At 37.4% G+C, this 15,752-nt stretch carries 21 protein-coding genes; 13 read left to right on the top strand and 8 right to left on the bottom strand.

What is annotated here, in order from left to right:
• Nucleotides 1–32 precede the first annotated feature (32 nt).
• On the top strand, nucleotides 33–1,850 hold the full coding sequence (gene pepF / locus OU989_RS03300) for an oligoendopeptidase F (protein WP_274795696.1): 1,818 nt from the start codon (nucleotides 33–35) through the stop codon (nucleotides 1,848–1,850).
• A 395-nt stretch (nucleotides 1,851–2,245) separates the two neighbouring features.
• Here pepF and OU989_RS03305 read toward each other — a convergent pair whose 3' ends face one another.
• From OU989_RS03305 to OU989_RS03320, 4 genes are all read right to left on the bottom strand, one after another.
• A complete protein-coding gene (locus OU989_RS03305; protein ID WP_274795697.1) occupies nucleotides 2,246–3,055 on the bottom strand; it encodes a DsbA family protein in 810 nt (269 codons plus the stop codon).
• Nucleotides 3,048–3,455, bottom strand: a complete 408-nt coding sequence (locus OU989_RS03310; protein WP_012292959.1) for a globin domain-containing protein — start codon at nucleotides 3,453–3,455, stop codon at nucleotides 3,048–3,050. The genes OU989_RS03305 and OU989_RS03310 overlap by 8 nt, the downstream gene beginning before the upstream one ends.
• A 308-nt stretch (nucleotides 3,456–3,763) precedes the next feature.
• The gene (locus OU989_RS03315) at nucleotides 3,764–4,546 is read right to left on the bottom strand and encodes a lytic transglycosylase domain-containing protein (protein ID WP_274795698.1); all 783 of its coding nucleotides are present in this window, start codon (nucleotides 4,544–4,546) and stop codon (nucleotides 3,764–3,766) included.
• 32 nt (nucleotides 4,547–4,578) lie between these two features.
• Nucleotides 4,579–5,166, bottom strand: a complete 588-nt coding sequence (locus OU989_RS03320) for a CYTH domain-containing protein (protein WP_274795699.1) — start codon at nucleotides 5,164–5,166, stop codon at nucleotides 4,579–4,581.
• Between the two features lie 126 nt (nucleotides 5,167–5,292).
• Here OU989_RS03320 and OU989_RS03325 point away from each other — a divergent pair, with 126 nt between their 5' ends.
• The 6 genes from OU989_RS03325 (at nucleotide 5,293) to OU989_RS03350 (ending at nucleotide 10,235) form a co-directional block, all read left to right on the top strand.
• Nucleotides 5,293–5,676 (top strand): UPF0738 family protein, encoded by a 384-nt coding sequence (locus OU989_RS03325; RefSeq protein WP_274795700.1) that lies wholly within the window; start codon nucleotides 5,293–5,295, stop codon nucleotides 5,674–5,676.
• Nucleotides 5,677–5,730: 54 nt separating this feature from the next.
• The gene (locus OU989_RS03330) at nucleotides 5,731–6,402 is read left to right on the top strand and encodes a GTP diphosphokinase (RefSeq protein ID WP_274795701.1); all 672 of its coding nucleotides are present in this window, start codon (nucleotides 5,731–5,733) and stop codon (nucleotides 6,400–6,402) included.
• Complete coding sequence (locus OU989_RS03335; RefSeq protein ID WP_274795702.1) at nucleotides 6,399–7,193, top strand: NAD kinase; 795 nt, start codon at nucleotides 6,399–6,401, stop codon at nucleotides 7,191–7,193. Before OU989_RS03330 ends, OU989_RS03335 begins: the two co-directional genes overlap by 4 nt.
• 1 nt (nucleotide 7,194) lies before the next feature.
• Nucleotides 7,195–8,103 (top strand): RluA family pseudouridine synthase, encoded by a 909-nt coding sequence (locus tag OU989_RS03340; RefSeq protein WP_274797270.1) that lies wholly within the window; start codon nucleotides 7,195–7,197, stop codon nucleotides 8,101–8,103.
• A 300-nt stretch (nucleotides 8,104–8,403) separates the two neighbouring features.
• Nucleotides 8,404–9,780, top strand: a complete 1,377-nt coding sequence (mgtE, locus tag OU989_RS03345; RefSeq protein ID WP_274795703.1) for a magnesium transporter — start codon at nucleotides 8,404–8,406, stop codon at nucleotides 9,778–9,780.
• 53 nt (nucleotides 9,781–9,833) lie between these two features.
• Nucleotides 9,834–10,235, top strand: coding sequence for a hypothetical protein (locus OU989_RS03350; RefSeq protein WP_274795704.1), 402 nt, complete (start codon nucleotides 9,834–9,836; stop codon nucleotides 10,233–10,235).
• A 63-nt stretch (nucleotides 10,236–10,298) separates the two neighbouring features.
• On the opposite strand, the gene OU989_RS03355 is transcribed toward OU989_RS03350, so the two are convergent.
• Nucleotides 10,299–10,823 (bottom strand): CotY/CotZ family spore coat protein, encoded by a 525-nt coding sequence (locus tag OU989_RS03355; RefSeq protein WP_008174263.1) that lies wholly within the window; start codon nucleotides 10,821–10,823, stop codon nucleotides 10,299–10,301.
• A gap of 133 nt (nucleotides 10,824–10,956) precedes the next feature.
• Here OU989_RS03355 and OU989_RS03360 point away from each other — a divergent pair, with 133 nt between their 5' ends.
• The 6 genes from OU989_RS03360 (at nucleotide 10,957) to OU989_RS03385 (ending at nucleotide 13,811) form a co-directional block, all read left to right on the top strand.
• A complete protein-coding gene (locus OU989_RS03360) occupies nucleotides 10,957–11,361 on the top strand; it encodes a YhcN/YlaJ family sporulation lipoprotein (protein WP_274795706.1) in 405 nt (134 codons plus the stop codon).
• On the top strand, nucleotides 11,362–11,817 hold the full coding sequence (gene spoVAC / locus OU989_RS03365; protein WP_274795707.1) for a stage V sporulation protein AC: 456 nt from the start codon (nucleotides 11,362–11,364) through the stop codon (nucleotides 11,815–11,817).
• Nucleotides 11,811–12,806 (top strand): stage V sporulation protein AD, encoded by a 996-nt coding sequence (locus OU989_RS03370; RefSeq protein ID WP_274795708.1) that lies wholly within the window; start codon nucleotides 11,811–11,813, stop codon nucleotides 12,804–12,806. The genes spoVAC and OU989_RS03370 overlap by 7 nt, the downstream gene beginning before the upstream one ends.
• A 16-nt stretch (nucleotides 12,807–12,822) precedes the next feature.
• On the top strand, nucleotides 12,823–13,182 hold the full coding sequence (gene spoVAE / locus OU989_RS03375) for a stage V sporulation protein AE (RefSeq protein ID WP_274797271.1): 360 nt from the start codon (nucleotides 12,823–12,825) through the stop codon (nucleotides 13,180–13,182).
• Nucleotides 13,183–13,247: 65 nt separating this feature from the next.
• Entirely contained in the window at nucleotides 13,248–13,424 is a 177-nt protein-coding gene (locus tag OU989_RS03380) for a YjcZ family sporulation protein (RefSeq protein WP_274795709.1), read from the top strand.
• Nucleotides 13,425–13,562: 138 nt separating this feature from the next.
• Nucleotides 13,563–13,811: a stage VI sporulation protein F gene (locus OU989_RS03385; RefSeq protein ID WP_274795710.1), complete on the top strand. Its 249-nt coding sequence runs from the start codon at nucleotides 13,563–13,565 to the stop codon at nucleotides 13,809–13,811.
• A 190-nt stretch (nucleotides 13,812–14,001) separates the two neighbouring features.
• Here OU989_RS03385 and OU989_RS03390 read toward each other — a convergent pair whose 3' ends face one another.
• The 3 genes from OU989_RS03390 to OU989_RS03400 form a co-directional block, all read right to left on the bottom strand.
• Nucleotides 14,002–14,430, bottom strand: a complete 429-nt coding sequence (locus tag OU989_RS03390) for a GNAT family N-acetyltransferase (protein WP_274795711.1) — start codon at nucleotides 14,428–14,430, stop codon at nucleotides 14,002–14,004.
• 3 nt (nucleotides 14,431–14,433) lie between these two features.
• Nucleotides 14,434–14,949, bottom strand: coding sequence for a YjcG family protein (locus OU989_RS03395; RefSeq protein ID WP_274795712.1), 516 nt, complete (start codon nucleotides 14,947–14,949; stop codon nucleotides 14,434–14,436).
• Nucleotides 14,950–15,032: 83 nt separating this feature from the next.
• The gene (locus OU989_RS03400; RefSeq protein WP_274795713.1) at nucleotides 15,033–15,752 is read right to left on the bottom strand and encodes an alpha/beta hydrolase; all 720 of its coding nucleotides are present in this window, start codon (nucleotides 15,750–15,752) and stop codon (nucleotides 15,033–15,035) included.

A 15,752-nucleotide genomic window follows, 5' to 3' on the forward strand; every position in this document is an offset into this window, starting at 1 on the left:
GAAAAAAGCACATATTAAGGGGGCTGGCATACTTGGCTAGTAATAGTAATAAAGTTTTGGTAAGAAATGAAGTACCAGAAGAATTAACTTGGCGTTTAGAGGACATCTTTGCAACTGATGCAGCTTGGGAAGAGGAGTTTAAGGAGGTTGCAGAGCTTGCTAAACAAGCATCTAGCTATGCAGGTACTTTAAACAATGGAGCAGAGGCATTATTAGCGGCTTTACAGTATCACGATCATCTTTATGGACGTGCCATGAAGCTCTACACATATGCTCACATGCGTTACGATCAGGATACGGCAAATGGCTTTTATCAAGATATGAATAGCCGTATTCAAACATTGGCAACTAGTATCTCAGCTGGCCTAGCGTTTTTAACACCAGAGATTCTGTCTTTAAGTGAAGAAACAATTGAAAGCTACCTAGCAGAAAATCAAGATTTACAATTATATAAGCAATCTTTAAAAGAAATTACCATGGCACGTCCACATGTACTACCAGCTGAACAAGAGGCATTGCTAGCTCAAATGTCTGAGGTTACTGGTACAGCTTCCAATGCATTCGGCATGTTAAATAATGCCGATATGGTTTTCCCTCATGTGAAAAATGAAGAGGGCGAAGAGGTACAGCTTACACATGGTAACTATATCAAGTTTTTGGAGAGCAAGGATCGCTCTGTACGTGAGGGTGCGTTTAAAGCCATGTACGAAACTTATGGTAAATTTAAAAATACGTTTTCAGCCACATTAACTGGTAATGTAAAGAAGCATAATGTAAACGCTCGTATTCGTCATTATGATTCTGCTCGCCATGCAGCGATGTCTAATAATTTCATTCCAGAAAATGTTTATGATCAGTTAATTGAAACGATTCATAAGCATTTACCAGCAATGCAACGTTATATTTCATTGCGTAAGAAGTTATTAGGTGTGGATCAATTGCATATGTGGGATTTATTTGCTCCTCTTGTTAAAGAAGTGGAAATGAAGGTTACTTATGATGAGGCGAAAGATATTTTAGTGAAAGCATTAGCACCATTAGGTGAGGAATATCAAAGCATCGTCCAAAACGGCTTGGATAATCGTTGGGTAGATGTTTTAGAGAATAAAGGTAAACGAAGTGGAGCCTATTCATCAGGTGCATATGGTACGAATCCGTATATTTTAATGAATTGGCAAGACAATGTAAATAATCTATTTACATTAGCACATGAATTTGGCCATAGTGTTCATAGTTATTATTCACGAAACAATCAGCCATTTGTATATGGAGACTATTCAATCTTTGTGGCAGAGGTTGCTTCTACATGTAATGAGGAGCTATTGAATGACTATTTACTAAAAACAATTGATGATCCTCAACAAAAGATATACTTACTAAATCATTGGTTAGATGGTTTTAGAAGTACGGTATTCAGACAAACAATGTTTGCGGAGTTCGAACATCTTATTCACCAAATGGATAAAAATGGTGAGTCATTAACGGCAGATCGTTTAACTGAAGTTTATTATGAATTAAACAAAAAGTACTTTGGTGATGATATTGTTGTGGATGAGGAAATTGGTTTAGAGTGGGCACGTATTCCACACTTCTACTATAATTACTATGTATATCAATATGCGACGGGTAAATCAGCCGCTACAGCGTTAAGTAAACAAATTTTAGAGGAGGGTCAACCAGCTGTAGAACGTTATATTAATAATTTCTTAAAAGCAGGATGCTCTGATTTCCCAATTGAAGTACTAAAGGCTGCAGGTGTAGATATGAACGTTGCTAAGCCAATTGACGATGCATGTAAGGTTTTTGAAGAGCGTTTAACTGAATTGGAAAAATTATTGTTAAATAATTAATTAAAAGGACTGTAGGAATATTCCTATAGTCCTTTTTTAGTTATTGTCAGTGTAATTTGAAATAAAAGAATAATGATTTTTTTTGATTTATAAACAGTTTAAAAGTGTGCATGTTGGATAAATACTGTTTGTAATCGCTTTCTATTTGACAAATTTGTGAATCTACTATTAGTTTCATTGCTAAATATATTATTCCATGATAGAGTAATTCTTGTGAAATAAATCACAAAACAAACATACACCCCTTTGTTTGAACGTGAACATTTCTCCCATCCCCTTTGTGAAAAAGAAGCGTCTCTATCGGTCGAGGATAGAGGCGCTTCTTTGTTTTTTGAGTAATTAAAAGCAACAGGGACCCCATAATAAATTAGTGGAGTCCCTTGTTGCTTATTATATTATTTAAGACGCCATAACGTAGCGTGAGTTGTCTGAATTCGTTCAAGTTTTTGTTGTAGCATGCGTTTCTTTAGTTCACGTTCTGCTGCTTGCTCTGTTAATGAATAGATAAAAGCTATTTCATTTGTAGAAAGAGTATGGAATTTAGAAAATAAGTCCTCTATTGATGGTAATGGCTGGCGTACAAGTTGTTCGCTCAGCATTTCTTGTAAAATATGTTCATAAACTTCATAGGAATAGCTGCCACTAACTTTAAGCCCCTCATCTTCAATACATTCATTGAAAAATACGATGCTGGGCACTTCGTCAACTTCCATTTCACGTTTAATATATAAATCGCATTGGAAGGCTCGTGCTGCTTCCTTTGAGCCAAAGTCTACAGTGAACTCATTCATATCAAGCTGAACATCCTCTGCAATTTTTAAAAGAGTAGCATAGGAGTTTACATCTTGATGGCTTAATAAAACATATTCTTGTAGTTTCGATAAATAGCGTGCACCTGCACGTTTTCCCTGTAATTCAGCTGCTTTAATCGCAATAGAAGGTAACACAGGGTGATTAATATCAAGTTCGATCCCTGAAATACAACCTTTGACACGCTTACTTAAGCAGTTTAACGAAGTAAGCTCTGTGCTTAAAACATAGCGCCATGTAAAATAATGGTTGTATTCAAGCTGTAATTTACGAAGAGTCGCTTGCATACTGAAAGCTTCAGGGCAAAGTGGATCTACGAAAATATACAATTCAATTGGCTTATTAGCAGTAGAAATCGTTGGCGTCGGCTCTTGTAGCATTTGAATATTATTCACGTAACAATTCCCCCTCATCGTCATTAGGCGTATTAACCATGTGATGAGCTGTTAATACTAAACGTTGATAATAAGTTTCACGGAACTTCCCTTCCAAACCTACCTCATCCATTGCTTCTGACATACACTCTAGCCAAGCTTGAGCGCGGTCAGGTGTAATCGGAAAATTCATGTGACGTGCACGCATCATTGGATGTCCATGTTCTTCAGTAAAAAGATTGGGTCCACCTAAATACTGTGTTTGAAATTGAATTTGCTTACGGGCTGTCTCTGTCAAATCCTTTGGAAAGATTGGAATAAGATCAGGATGCTGAGCAACTCTTTTATAGAACGCATGAATTAGTTCTTCCAGTTTTTCAGCTCCCAGCTCCTCATAAGGAACAGTGTATTTTCGACTCATAAGTTATATGCTCCTTTAATTCTTTATATCGTAAAGTATCATTTTTTCTGATCCAACAAATGTTTTTGTACCTAATGCGAAGCGTCAGGCACAGAAGACTATGAATGCTTGTTTTATCAGCGAGGCAAATTGATATACTTCGTCATCAGTAAAATGTGAATTTCTTGTGACTACCTTCATTCTATCAACGTCTTTTCGTTAACACAAACAAAGAGCTCTTTCGAATTGTTGTTCGCTAAAAAAGCACAAATTTCACCACAGAGGGTGAAATTTGTTGGAAAAGGCATAGAGAACAGGGAATATGCGGTTTACACCGTAAAGTAATTCATCACTTTTTTGACATAATTCTGTGTTTCCTTGAAAGGAGGGATACCTCCATATTTTGTAACACGTGATGCGCCAGCATTGTAGGCAGCTAATGCAAGTGTAGGATCATTATTAAATTTATCTAGCATTTGACGCAAATATTTCGCTCCAGCCATAATATTTTGTTCTGGGTCAAAAGCGTTTGTCACGCCTAAATATTGAGCAGTTGTAGGCATTAATTGCATTAAGCCTTGTGCTCCCGCATGGCTTACTACGGTTGGATTAAAATTAGATTCTTGTTTTATAACAGCTGCAATAAGCTTTGCAGGTACTTGATAAGTAGCAGCTGCTTTTTCAATAATAGCGGCATACTGATTAGCTCCTGCTAGTGAATTGGCATAAGCGGTAGAGCCTATTACATCATCGGAAACATAGGAATCAAGCTTTTTACTAGTAGATGTGTTAGCTAATGCATGTTTGACAGATTCAGGGATAAAAACAGCATTAGAGCCTTGGTAAAGCAATGATTCCAATGGACTTGATTCGGACGTATTTGCTAGCATTGCCAGCTGATTGACGAAATCTGAATTATTAGCTGTCCCTGTTGCAAGCAAGCTAGATAATTTGGCATTGCTTGCAGTCGAGGCATTTCCTAATAACTCATTGATCATGTCAGAAAAAATAGAATTATTGTCAGTCAGGTTGTTTGGTGATGAATTTTCAGCAGCGCCAAGTGTTTGCAATGCTTGAATTTCTAGTAAAGATTTTAGTGATTGAATATCCAAGGAGTTAGTCACCTTCCGTTATATTTATACTATTATGAATTTTGTGCTTGTAGGGCCTTCATAAAGCGCGCTATTTTTTTATCTGTAGCTTGTTTTTTAATTCCGTATTGTTGTAAAAATTCGTCGAAAATTGTATTTCCTTTTATTGCATCTTTTGCTTCATATTCTACCTCATAATCGTCACACTGCAAATAGTAAGAATGGTCAAAAACGAGAAGTCCCTCTTTATAAGGAATTTCGACACGATCCGTAGTGAGAGAACCAAAAACCTGCAATTGTTCCAAAGGAATTTGATAGAAGTCCAATCTTTTAGCTACCTCTATGGCATAAAACCCTTTACCATCTAGCATTTGCTGTGCTTGTGCTGCTGTAAGTTCATCCGTCGTTTCAAGATGAGCGTGCTCGGCATTTTTCTCTTTGAGGGTACATTCATAATAATCACCAATTTGTCTAATACGCAGTCCACTCTGTAGTTTGCGAATAGCCTGAGTAGGTGTGTCAAAATAATGATTTGTTTGTCGATGAATAGCATTTTGACTAATGTGGAAGTCTTCTAATAACTGCTCATATTGTTGTTTTGTTAATAGATTTTTAAATTCAATTTCAATCTCTTGTGTCATTTATATTCACCTATTTATTTTTTTATTTTTCATTCGTTGTTTCGCTTGAATTAATATTTACACACTGCAACTATTTACCCTGTGTGATAAAATAAGAGGAAGAGTACAACGAAAAGGGGAACCGCAGTGCGTAAAATTTATACAATAGAAACATCGAATTTTGAACAAGATCAACTTCATTTTAGTTTAAACGACAATGAAGTAAATTTACAGTTAAAACCTGCTGGACAACTCATTGCAGATTCAGATGACTTTGCATTTATTTATTTACTTGATGCAGGTGAAGACTATCATTACTTGCGTTTTCCGCCGAGTAGTTGGGAGAATCTTGTACATATTTTACAAAAAAAGAAAAATCCAATACTACGAATAGGGAAAGAAACGATTGAACTGACAAATTTTTACGAAGAATTGGAAATGCTCGTGTATAATATTGAAGGAAATTTCAATTACGGGGCAGAATTTGTCCAAGCGGTGGAACAACACTTCAAGACAATTCTCGCTGAATAGAAAGACAAAACGAACAGACGGTGATGTTCGACCGAATGTCGGGAGGTTTTTACAATGGGACAATGGGAAATATTTTTAAGTCCTTATAAACAAGCAGTAGACGAATTAAAAGTAAAATTAAAGGGCATGCGTTCTCAATTTGGAATTGTGAATGCCAATTCTCCAATTGAATTTGTAACTGGACGTGTAAAGCCCTTAGCAAGTATATATGATAAAACGTTAGAAAAAGGATTAGCTTTTGAACCTTCTAAACAACTTGGTGATGAACTTGGCGATATTGCTGGCCTTCGTATTATGTGTCAATTCGTTGATGATATTGCAACGGTAACAGAGCTTATTCGTCAGCGGAAAGATATGCGTGTAGTAGAAGAACGTGATTATATTACACATAATAAACCAAGTGGGTATCGCTCTTATCATATGATTGTTGAATACCCAGTTGAAACGATTCAAGGGAAAAAAGTAGTATTAGCTGAAATTCAAATACGAACATTGGCCATGAATTTCTGGGCATCTATTGAGCATTCTTTAAATTATAAATATAAGGGCATGTTCCCAGAGGAAATTAAAAACCGCCTGCAAAGTGCAGCCGAGGCAGCATTTCGATTGGATGAGGAAATGTCATCAATTCGTAGTGAAATTCAAGAGGCACAGGCTTACTTTAGTGAATACAAAGAGGCATCGAATCCTAATTTACTATCGGAGAAGGAGCGTGACGCACAATGAAGTTTTCGATACAATCACGTAGAGATGCACAATCCAATGAGCTAATGGAGCTAGCTAAAACCTATTTACAGGACTTTGGCTTAACATATGATGAGGAAACACCAGAAATCGTAGTTTCTATTGGAGGAGACGGTACGCTGTTGCATGCCTTTCATCGATATTCTCATTTATTAGATCAAGTAGCCTTTGTAGGTATTCATACGGGTCATTTAGGGTTTTATGCGGATTGGAAGCCATCAGAGTTAGAAAAGTTAGTTTTGTCCATTGCTAAAAAAGACTTTAATGTTGTAGAGTATCCACTGCTAGAAGTAAAGGTAGAGCATCATAATGCTGAATCCAACACGTATCTTGCTTTAAATGAAGCAACAGTCAAATCGCCAGATGTAACACTTGTTATGGATGTCGAACTCAACGGTAATCAGTTTGAGCGTTTCCGTGGAGATGGTCTTTGTGTGTCAACTCCTTCTGGTAGTACAGCTTATAATAAAGCGCTCGGTGGGGCGATTATCCATCCTACGTTAGCGGCACTGCAGATCACAGAAATTGCGTCGATTAATAATCGTGTGTTTCGGACTGTTGGTTCACCATTAATTTTACCAGCGCATCATCATTGTGTCTTACGTCCAGTAAATGATCAGAATTTTAATATGACCGTTGATCATTTACAAATTACACAAGGTGATGTGAAGGCCATTGTATTTAATGTAGCAAATGAAAGAGTACGCTTTGCTCGTTTCCGCCCCTTCCCATTTTGGGAACGTGTGCATGAGTCCTTCGTCGCGAATGAGTAAGATGGATACAAGATTTAAACTACGCTTTATTGCTAACAAAAAGGGCCAATTATTACGAGAAGCTCTTCAAGAATGGCGTATTTCTAAGCGAGCTTTAACCGCCATTAAATTTGATGGCGGCTTGTTGACTGTGAATGGTGTTGAACGTAATGTAAGACATGTTCTTGATATTGGTGATTGTGTGGAAGTGACCTTTCCCCCTGAGGAAAGAAGTGACGGGCTTGCTATTGAAAATGGTGATTTGACCATCGTATATGAGGATGACGCAATCCTCGTCCTTGATAAACCAGCTCATCAAAGTACGATACCCTCACGAGAGCATCCAACCAATAGCATTGCAAATGTAGTTTGTGGTTATTTTCAGCAACAAGGATTAGCTTCCACTGCTCATATTGTCACAAGGTTAGACCGAGATACATCAGGCTTACTCTGTATTGCCAAGCATGCACATATTCATCATTTAACGGGGCTTGCTCAACGTCATGGTCAAATTTCAAGACAATATGAAGCCATTGTGCATGGACATGTTGTACAAGATGTCCAATCAATTGTGGCCCCTATTGGACGCAAAGAAACCAGTATTATTGAGCGAGAGGTACGTCAAGATGGGCAATATGCACATACTGATGTAACGGTGTTAAAAAGGTTTTATTTTAATAATGAACCAATGACACATATAAAGCTTCGACTCCATACAGGACGTACGCATCAAATTCGTGTTCATATGTCTTATTTAGGATATCCACTTATTGGAGATGAACTTTATGGAGGAAATCGCCAATATATTGGCCGCCAAGCATTGCATTGTGTGTCTTTAGATATGCAGCATCCTTTAACAAATCAAACATTACAGTTCTCAAGTTTGCTCACTGAAGATATGCAAAGATTGCTAAATGAATCTTCCGCTTAAATTAATGACATAAGGAGATGTTCGCACAACGGGCATCTCCTTCATTTTTGCTATAGAATTAGGATGGAGAGATTTTCTTTACATCTTTTTCATAAATAAATGACAAATATAAGGTATAGTAATATAGAAATCTTCACTTTTTTAGGGGCAATATCCAATTTCAAGGAAGTTCATGAAAATACGCATTGAAAAGATATAAAAAAGGGTTTGCAGAAAGGGTATAATACCCTCTATTATATAGAAGGTAGATTTACGGCATTGCCCGTAAAATGATTGAAAGCTCGGAAGGAGGGGACAAGCATGATAGAGGAAAGAAATGAAAAGGATGATGTGCAATTTGATGAGGCACATCTACGAGAAATGCTCGAAGCACATAATATTGACGCATTCCGTGATGAGTTTTTAGAACTTCATCCATATGATCAGGCAACGTTTTACGAAAAGGTGGAACCTGATATAAGGAAGATTATCTATTCGTTCTTGTCTCCGACGGAAATGGCTGATATTTTTGAGGCAATCGATATCGAAGATGATGAGTATAAAGCATATCTTGCTGAAATGGATCCTTCATATGGTGCAGAAATGCTTTCTCATATGTATGCTGATGATGCGGCTGATGTCTTGAATGAACTGGATATGGCCCAACGAGAAAGTTATTTAGAAATGATGGATGAGGAAACGGCTGAAGAAATTAATGAGCTACTAAGCTATGATGAATATACAGCTGGTTCTATCATGACCACTGAATATGTCGCTATACCAGAAAATTCAACCGTACGTTCAGCGATGGCCATTTTACGTAAAGAGGCACCAGATGCAGAAACTGTTTATTATATTTTTGTAGTAGATGAAGAACACCGTTTGACAGGTGTTATCTCATTACGTGATTTAATCATTGCTGATGAGGATACACTTATTCGTTCCATTATGAATGAACGTGTTGTCATGGTACATGTAGGTGATGACCAAGAAGAGGTTGCACAAATTATGAAGGATTATAATTTCTTAGCAACACCGGTTATTGACGATAAAGGTGAACTTCTTGGTATTATCACAGTTGATGATATTATTGATGTTATTGATGAAGAAGCGTCGGAGGATTACTCAAAATTAGCCGGTATTTCGGATATGGATAAGTTTGATGTAACTCCATTCCAAGCAGCTAGAAAACGTCTGCCTTGGTTAGTGGTACTACTGTTTTTAGGTATGCTTACGGCCAATTTAATGGGCCAATTTGAGGATACTTTAGATAAAGTAGCTTTATTAGCTGTCTTTATTCCGCTAATTTCAGGAACTTCCGGAAATAGTGGAACACAAGCATTAGCTGTAGCGATCCGAGGTATTGCCACAGGAGACGTGGAGGAACATAGTAAATTTAAGTTACTACTTCGTGAAGCGGGTACAGGCTTAATGTCTGGTATTGTTTGTGGATTAATTGTTATTGGTATCGTTTATTTTTGGAAACATGAACTCGTTCTAGGAATGCTAGTAGGAGCAGCCCTTTGTGGATCCATTTTAGTAGCGACATTAGCAGGCTCATTTATACCGTTGTTAATGCATCGTTTGAAAATAGATCCAGCGGTAGCATCAGGGCCGTTTATTACAACTTTAAATGATAGTACAAGTATTTTGATTTACTTAGGGCTAGCGACAGTTTTCTTAAGTCAAATAGGCTAAGAACCAATTTGCTTACTTCCGCATATTGTATGGAAAAAAGGGAAGTGAGTAAAGTGGATCGAGAACCACGCTTGTTTATAAAATCACCATCATATTTTTTAAATATTTCTAAGGTGTTACATGAACTTGATTTGGATGAAAGTACATCTGTATATGTAAAGGATCACATTTTCGAAGAGGAAACAGTTGAAGAAAAAGAAGATGTAGAAGAAGATGTACAAATTGATCCGTATTTACTGAAACAACTCCAATTTTTAGAAAAGCCATTTCGTCAGAGAGCCTACCAGCCATTATTAGTTTGTTTAAAGGATGGTAGAAAATTAACTGGTACTGCTTCAGATGTGCAGAGTGATTCTTTAATGCTGACGTCATTAGAATTAAAATCACAGGAAATCATTTATTTTGAAGATATACAACAAATACTTTGGCGTGGAAGAAAGTTGCCAACATTATAAAAAAAGTGTACAGCAGAGGATGCTGTACACTTTTTTTATGTGTGTGTGTCAAAGGTGAAAGAATTAGTCACAAATCCCTAAGTCAACATCAGCGATACATTGTACAGCGCAGAAGCAAGATAAATCTACAGTAATACAGCTATCTGTTGAGTTCCAGTCATCTACTTTACAGATTTTCTTCATGTTTACGCAACAGCCGTCACGACTTAATAAGTCTACTGTACTTTCACTAGAGTCAAATGTACATAATGGCTCTAAAACACGTAAAGTCGCACAGCACTCATCAAACATATCTTCTACGCGGAAGAATACGGATGTACAGATACAAGGATCTGCTGTTGGTGAATTAAAGAATGCTTTGAAAGGAGTACCATCTTTTGTAATTAACATGAATACACGTGTATCTGCTTGTGAGCGTGCAGGACTAACAATCCCGCCTAGTGGTTCTAAGAAACAGTTAGCTGTACATGGAGAACACTCATCTCGCACCGCTTGATTTTGAATATCTAAAATAGCGCGAACTACGTCACAAACGCAGCCTGCTGAATGGATTGGTCCAATAGGATTTGTTGGCTTACCACAACCCATATTGTCACCTCCTTTCCTCGTTACTACTTCTACAATATGTACTTTTGAAAATTGGACTCGGGCTTTCGTATATATCTTCGTATGAATAGTTTTTTTATGTGTGGAGAAACTGTAAAGAAAAGGAGGGTAAAACTTGAGGCTACTAAGAATGTCGTTACCTCTTTTAGTCGTTTTATCACTATTAAATGGTTGTGCTGAAAAAGAAAAATTTATTGTCTATGGATCACTACAAAATGAAAGTGAAGTCGAAGCCCTTATTAAAGAGGAAGACTATGTCGATCGTTCAACAGTTATCCAATATGACGATAGTATGCTTGTTGCAGTACAAATTAAACCATGGGAAAAGTGGAAAAAGACTAAGTTAGAGAAAAAGCTACAAAAGAAGTTTGATGAGAAATATCCAAACAAAGAGGTGTTTGTCTCAGCTGATTATAAAATTTTTTATGAAGCCAATAAAATAAAAAAGGATCAGATTGAAGATAATAAATTGAGCGATAAAATTACAGAACTTAAGGAGCTTGCAAAGGAGGAGACCTAAATGGAAAAAGAGCAATATCAGCAGTTAGAGCAAAATGTTACGCCAAAGCCTCCCTATTTAAAGAATGTAGCAAAGGCATTCTTTGTTGGTGGTTTTATATGTGTAATTGGTCAAGCTGTGTCCCTTTTTTATATTATTTTCTTCAATTTTACAGAAGCGACAGCAGGAAATCCAACTGTTGCAACAATGGTGTTTTTTGCCATGATTTTAACAGGTCTTGGCCTTTATAAAAAAATTGGTCAATTTGCTGGGGCTGGAACGGCTGTACCTGTCACGGGCTTTGGTAATGCCGTTATCTCGGCAGCTATCGAACATCGATCAGAGGGGCTCGTCCTAGGAGTAGGCGGAAATTTATTTAAATTAGCAGGGTCAGTCGTATTATTTGGGGTAGTATCTGCTTTTTTCGTAGCCCTCATTAAATATATCCTTGTGACGATAGGAGTGGTTTCATGGTAATCGTTTTTCAATCGAAGCCATCTCTATTAGCTGGTGGTGTTGTAGCTGGTCCTTTAGAGAACCGGAGTATTTTTAGTCAGTATTTCGACTCCGTCTATGATGATGAACGCTGGGATATGAAAACCAATGAACAAGGTCATCGCAAAATGATCGAAGAGGCCTGTGAATTTGCTATGAAGAAGATTGGTGTACAAAAAGGAGAAATCGATTATTTCATGGGTGGAGATTTGGTCAATCAAATGACGCCAACCAATTTTGCAGCAAGAGATTTAGAAATCCCTTTTATTGGATTGTTTTCTGCCTGTGCCACATCCGTATCTTCAGTGATTATTGCGTGTCTGTTAACAGAGATGGGAGCTGCTAATTTTTCACTAGCGGGTGCCTCTAGTCAGCATAATTCAATTGAACGTCAATTCCGCTATCCTATCAATTATGGTGCACAAAAGCCAAAAACTGCTCAATGGACTGTAACAGCTGCTGGCTATGCGCTCATCGGTAAGCATCGTGAGGAGTATCCTACAATAGAAGCAGCAACTATTGGAAAATCAGTAGACTATGGTATGGATGATCCTTTTCATATGGGCGCAGCAATGGCACCAGCTGCCTTCCAAACTATTCAATCTCACCTACAGCAAAGAAACCAAAAAATTTATCATTATGATTTAATTTTAACCGGTGATTTGGGTCAGCTTGGTTTAAAACTATTGAAGGGAATGCTTGTTGAAAACGGTGTGAAGAATGAAGAGCTAACGTTATTACGTGATGCAGGTGCCGAATTTTATGGACAAGATGAGGCATTCCAATCTGGTGCAAGTGGGGCAGGCTGTTCAGCAGCTGTTTTTTTTAGTTATGTTATTCAACAACTGCGTGCAGGTAGCTATAAGCGAGTATTACTTGTCGCAACAGGAGCGTTATTATCTCCATTATCGTATCAGCAAGGTGAAACCATCCCCTGTACAGCACATGCGATAGAAATTACGATGAAATGAGGCAAAAACTATGGTAATGACATTTGTATTTGCATTTATTGTTGGAGGCATTATTTGCGTCATTGGCCAATTATTAATGGATGTTGGCAAATTAACCCCAGGGCATACACTCAGCACATTAGTTGTTGTTGGGGCCATATTAGATGGTATGGGCCTATATGAGCCATTGATCAATTTTGCTGGTGCAGGTGCGACAGTGCCTATTACTTCCTTTGGTAATTCTTTAACACATGGGGCATTAGCTGAGGCAGAAAAACATGGACTGGTGGGTGTATTAACAGGAATGTTTGAAGTAACAAGCTCGGGAATCAGCGCAGCTATTGTTTTTGGCTTTATTGGTGCATTAATTTTTAAACCAAAAGGAAATATTGACTAGACGAATACCCCTCCCATTTCTACAACCGAAACATATTATAGGTTGTAGAAGGGAGGGGTGCTTTTATGGGATATCAAGGCTGGTGCTCACAACCGTATGGAAATAATGTTGGTGGCTGGAATAATAGCTATTGTGGGGGTTACTCTGGAGGCGGAGGCAACAACTATGGCTATGGTTCTACATTCGTTCTAATTGTTGTCCTATTTATTCTATTAATTATTGTTGGCGCTACTTATATCTAATTTGATAAACATATAGTTAAGGCTTTAACTTTTATTTAGTGGGAGCTTAAAACTAAATAAAGTTAAGGCCTCCACCATTTGTGAAATGTTTCGTGCAAGATGCAAGGTCAATTTGAGTTTAATGATAGGAGGGAAAACATGCATCGCTCGTTTTTTAATTCGATTGAGCAAAAAACAGGTGTATCGATGGATGAAATCTTCGCATTAGCCAATGCCATTCAACATGCGGATTTTACCAATGAAAAGCAAGTAAGAAAAATTGTACGACGTGTTGCTAAAATATCTAATAGATCCATTACTCAAGAGTTAGAAGATAAATTAGTGCAATCTATTATTCAAGATGGTGGATCACTAGATTTCGATAAAATCACTAGAATGATGAAGTAGCGCATGGCATATCTACTTGGCAAAGCAGCTTGTTACGATAGAGTAGATAAATGGTGGCAAGCGAATTCGTCTCTTTATAAAAAATGGTGTTACGATAAATGCAAAAGTGCATATCGTAACACCATTTCAACTTGCTAGGTACTAAAAAAAGCAGGATGGCACCTCTGGCCGATTGTAACCGAGAGATTGATTAAATTAATTTCTCCATTGCACGATGTGGAATGCCTGCATCCATAAATTCAGGAGAGGTTACCGTATAGCCAAGCTTTTCGTAGAAGGGAATCGCATAGCTTTGGGCATGAAGCTTTAAAGTTTTTTTATTAATGGAAATGGCATGTTTCTCCATTTCATTCATAATTAATGCTCCTAATTTTTTGCCGCGCTGAGATTGTAAAATACAAACACGTTCAATTTTAGCTGTAGTATTGTCAATACTACGTAAACGTGCTGCTCCGACTGGTTCATCATGATTATACATAATGAAATGTGTTGCTGTTGCATCCTCTGCATCACATTCTAGATGAAGCGGAACACCCTGCTCCTCAACAAAAACTTTTTTACGAATAGCGAAGGCATCATCGTATTCGTGCTTTGTTTCAACAATTTTAACGTTATACAATCATCACTCAGCTCCAGACAAACGGAATGTTTCGTATGTTGTCCATGAACCATCTTCTAATTGGTATAAAAGATGAATGCGATCAATTGTATCCTTTTCATCAACGCCAGTCATGCGTAATTGTCCGAAGATGTCGTCATGCTCGGAGTCTGACATTTTTTGAGCGATTGTAATATGAGGAACAAATACATGTTTCGTTTCCCCATAAGGGATTTTCTCTTGCAGAGCATGTTGGAATGCTGCTAATTGTTCAGTTGGTTCAATGCGGAAGTAAATTGCATTGGTTGTAGGGAAAAACGAACTTATGCGAGATGCATGAATGTTTAATGGTGCATATTTAGCAGCAAGTTCATCTAATTGCTTGACGATGGTTTGAATCTCTTCTTCAGACGCATCGAAGCTATCCTTTAACGTTATATGCGGTGTAATCTTCGCATAGTGTGGATCATATCGTTTGCGATAAGTGTTCGCTAAATCTTGCAATTTTTTTGATGGAAATGCCACAATACCGTACTTCATAGTCCATTACCTCCCGAAAATAAACAATTTTTCTATTTAAGTATAACAGAAATTTCAGTTTTCGTAATTTTAATCACCCAATATTAATTGAAATTTTCAATTAATGCACGGCGAAGGTCTGGTTTCCAGTATTTCCATGTATGATTGCCATCGAACTCATCATAAAATGTAGTAAACCCTTTCCGAATCATTAGCTCATGCAATTGACGATTAGGTGTTAAAAAGTCTTTGATCGTTTTATCCATTGTTACAACCTGATCTTCACCTTTACCTACGATATGGTAGATAGAAATAGAGCCTGGATCTTTAAAATTTTCTACAGCCTTTAATACATCTTCGTCCACATATGGTGATTGTAGTATGACTTTGCCGAAGATACTTGGGTATTTTAGGGCAGCCATTAAGGAAGCCGTAGCGGCCATAGAATCACCAATTACACCACGACTCATACCCATCTGGTAAGTAGCATATTCACTGTCTAAATAGGGTACTAGCTCATGCGCTAAAAAGCGTAGATAGGCTTCGTGTTGCACACCGCTTGGAATATATTTATGACGTCGATCTTTAATATCTTTGTAAGGAACAAAAGCTATAATTAAATTTTCGATTTCATAGTCATCAATCAGTTCATCAGCTAGCTTTGTAATGCCGCCAAGTTGGAAATAATCTTTACCATCTGATGCGATTAAAATATTGTATTTATAAAGTGGAGAATAATTTGCAGGAACATAAATATAGAGCTGTAATTCTTCCTGTAATGCTTCACTATAAAATGTTAAATCCTGTACTGTTCCCTTATCCAA

Origin of the sequence: Lysinibacillus irui (genome assembly GCF_028877475.1) — a bacterium.
In the GTDB taxonomy this organism is placed as follows: Bacteria; Bacillota; Bacilli; order Bacillales_A; family Planococcaceae; genus Lysinibacillus; species Lysinibacillus irui.

What these genes read in the sequence shown, in the direction of transcription:
- OU989_RS03335 (WP_274795702.1), top strand. Translation starts at nt 6,399, where the DNA reads ATGAAGTTTTCGATACAATCACGTAGAGATGCACAATCCAATGAGCTA.
- OU989_RS03395 (WP_274795712.1), bottom strand. Translation starts at nt 14,949, where the DNA reads ATGAAGTACGGTATTGTGGCATTTCCATCAAAAAAATTGCAAGATTTA.
- OU989_RS03310 (WP_012292959.1), bottom strand. Translation starts at nt 3,455, where the DNA reads ATGAGTCGAAAATACACTGTTCCTTATGAGGAGCTGGGAGCTGAAAAA.
- spoVAE (WP_274797271.1), top strand. Translation starts at nt 12,823, where the DNA reads ATGACATTTGTATTTGCATTTATTGTTGGAGGCATTATTTGCGTCATT.
- OU989_RS03320 (WP_274795699.1), bottom strand. Translation starts at nt 5,166, where the DNA reads ATGACACAAGAGATTGAAATTGAATTTAAAAATCTATTAACAAAACAA.
- OU989_RS03355 (WP_008174263.1), bottom strand. Translation starts at nt 10,823, where the DNA reads ATGGGTTGTGGTAAGCCAACAAATCCTATTGGACCAATCCATTCAGCA.
- OU989_RS03380 (WP_274795709.1), top strand. Translation starts at nt 13,248, where the DNA reads ATGGGATATCAAGGCTGGTGCTCACAACCGTATGGAAATAATGTTGGT.
- OU989_RS03385 (WP_274795710.1), top strand. Translation starts at nt 13,563, where the DNA reads ATGCATCGCTCGTTTTTTAATTCGATTGAGCAAAAAACAGGTGTATCG.
- OU989_RS03330 (WP_274795701.1), top strand. Translation starts at nt 5,731, where the DNA reads ATGGGACAATGGGAAATATTTTTAAGTCCTTATAAACAAGCAGTAGAC.
- OU989_RS03370 (WP_274795708.1), top strand. Translation starts at nt 11,811, where the DNA reads ATGGTAATCGTTTTTCAATCGAAGCCATCTCTATTAGCTGGTGGTGTT.
- mgtE (WP_274795703.1), top strand. Translation starts at nt 8,404, where the DNA reads ATGATAGAGGAAAGAAATGAAAAGGATGATGTGCAATTTGATGAGGCA.
- OU989_RS03340 (WP_274797270.1), top strand. Translation starts at nt 7,195, where the DNA reads ATGGATACAAGATTTAAACTACGCTTTATTGCTAACAAAAAGGGCCAA.
- spoVAC (WP_274795707.1), top strand. Translation starts at nt 11,362, where the DNA reads ATGGAAAAAGAGCAATATCAGCAGTTAGAGCAAAATGTTACGCCAAAG.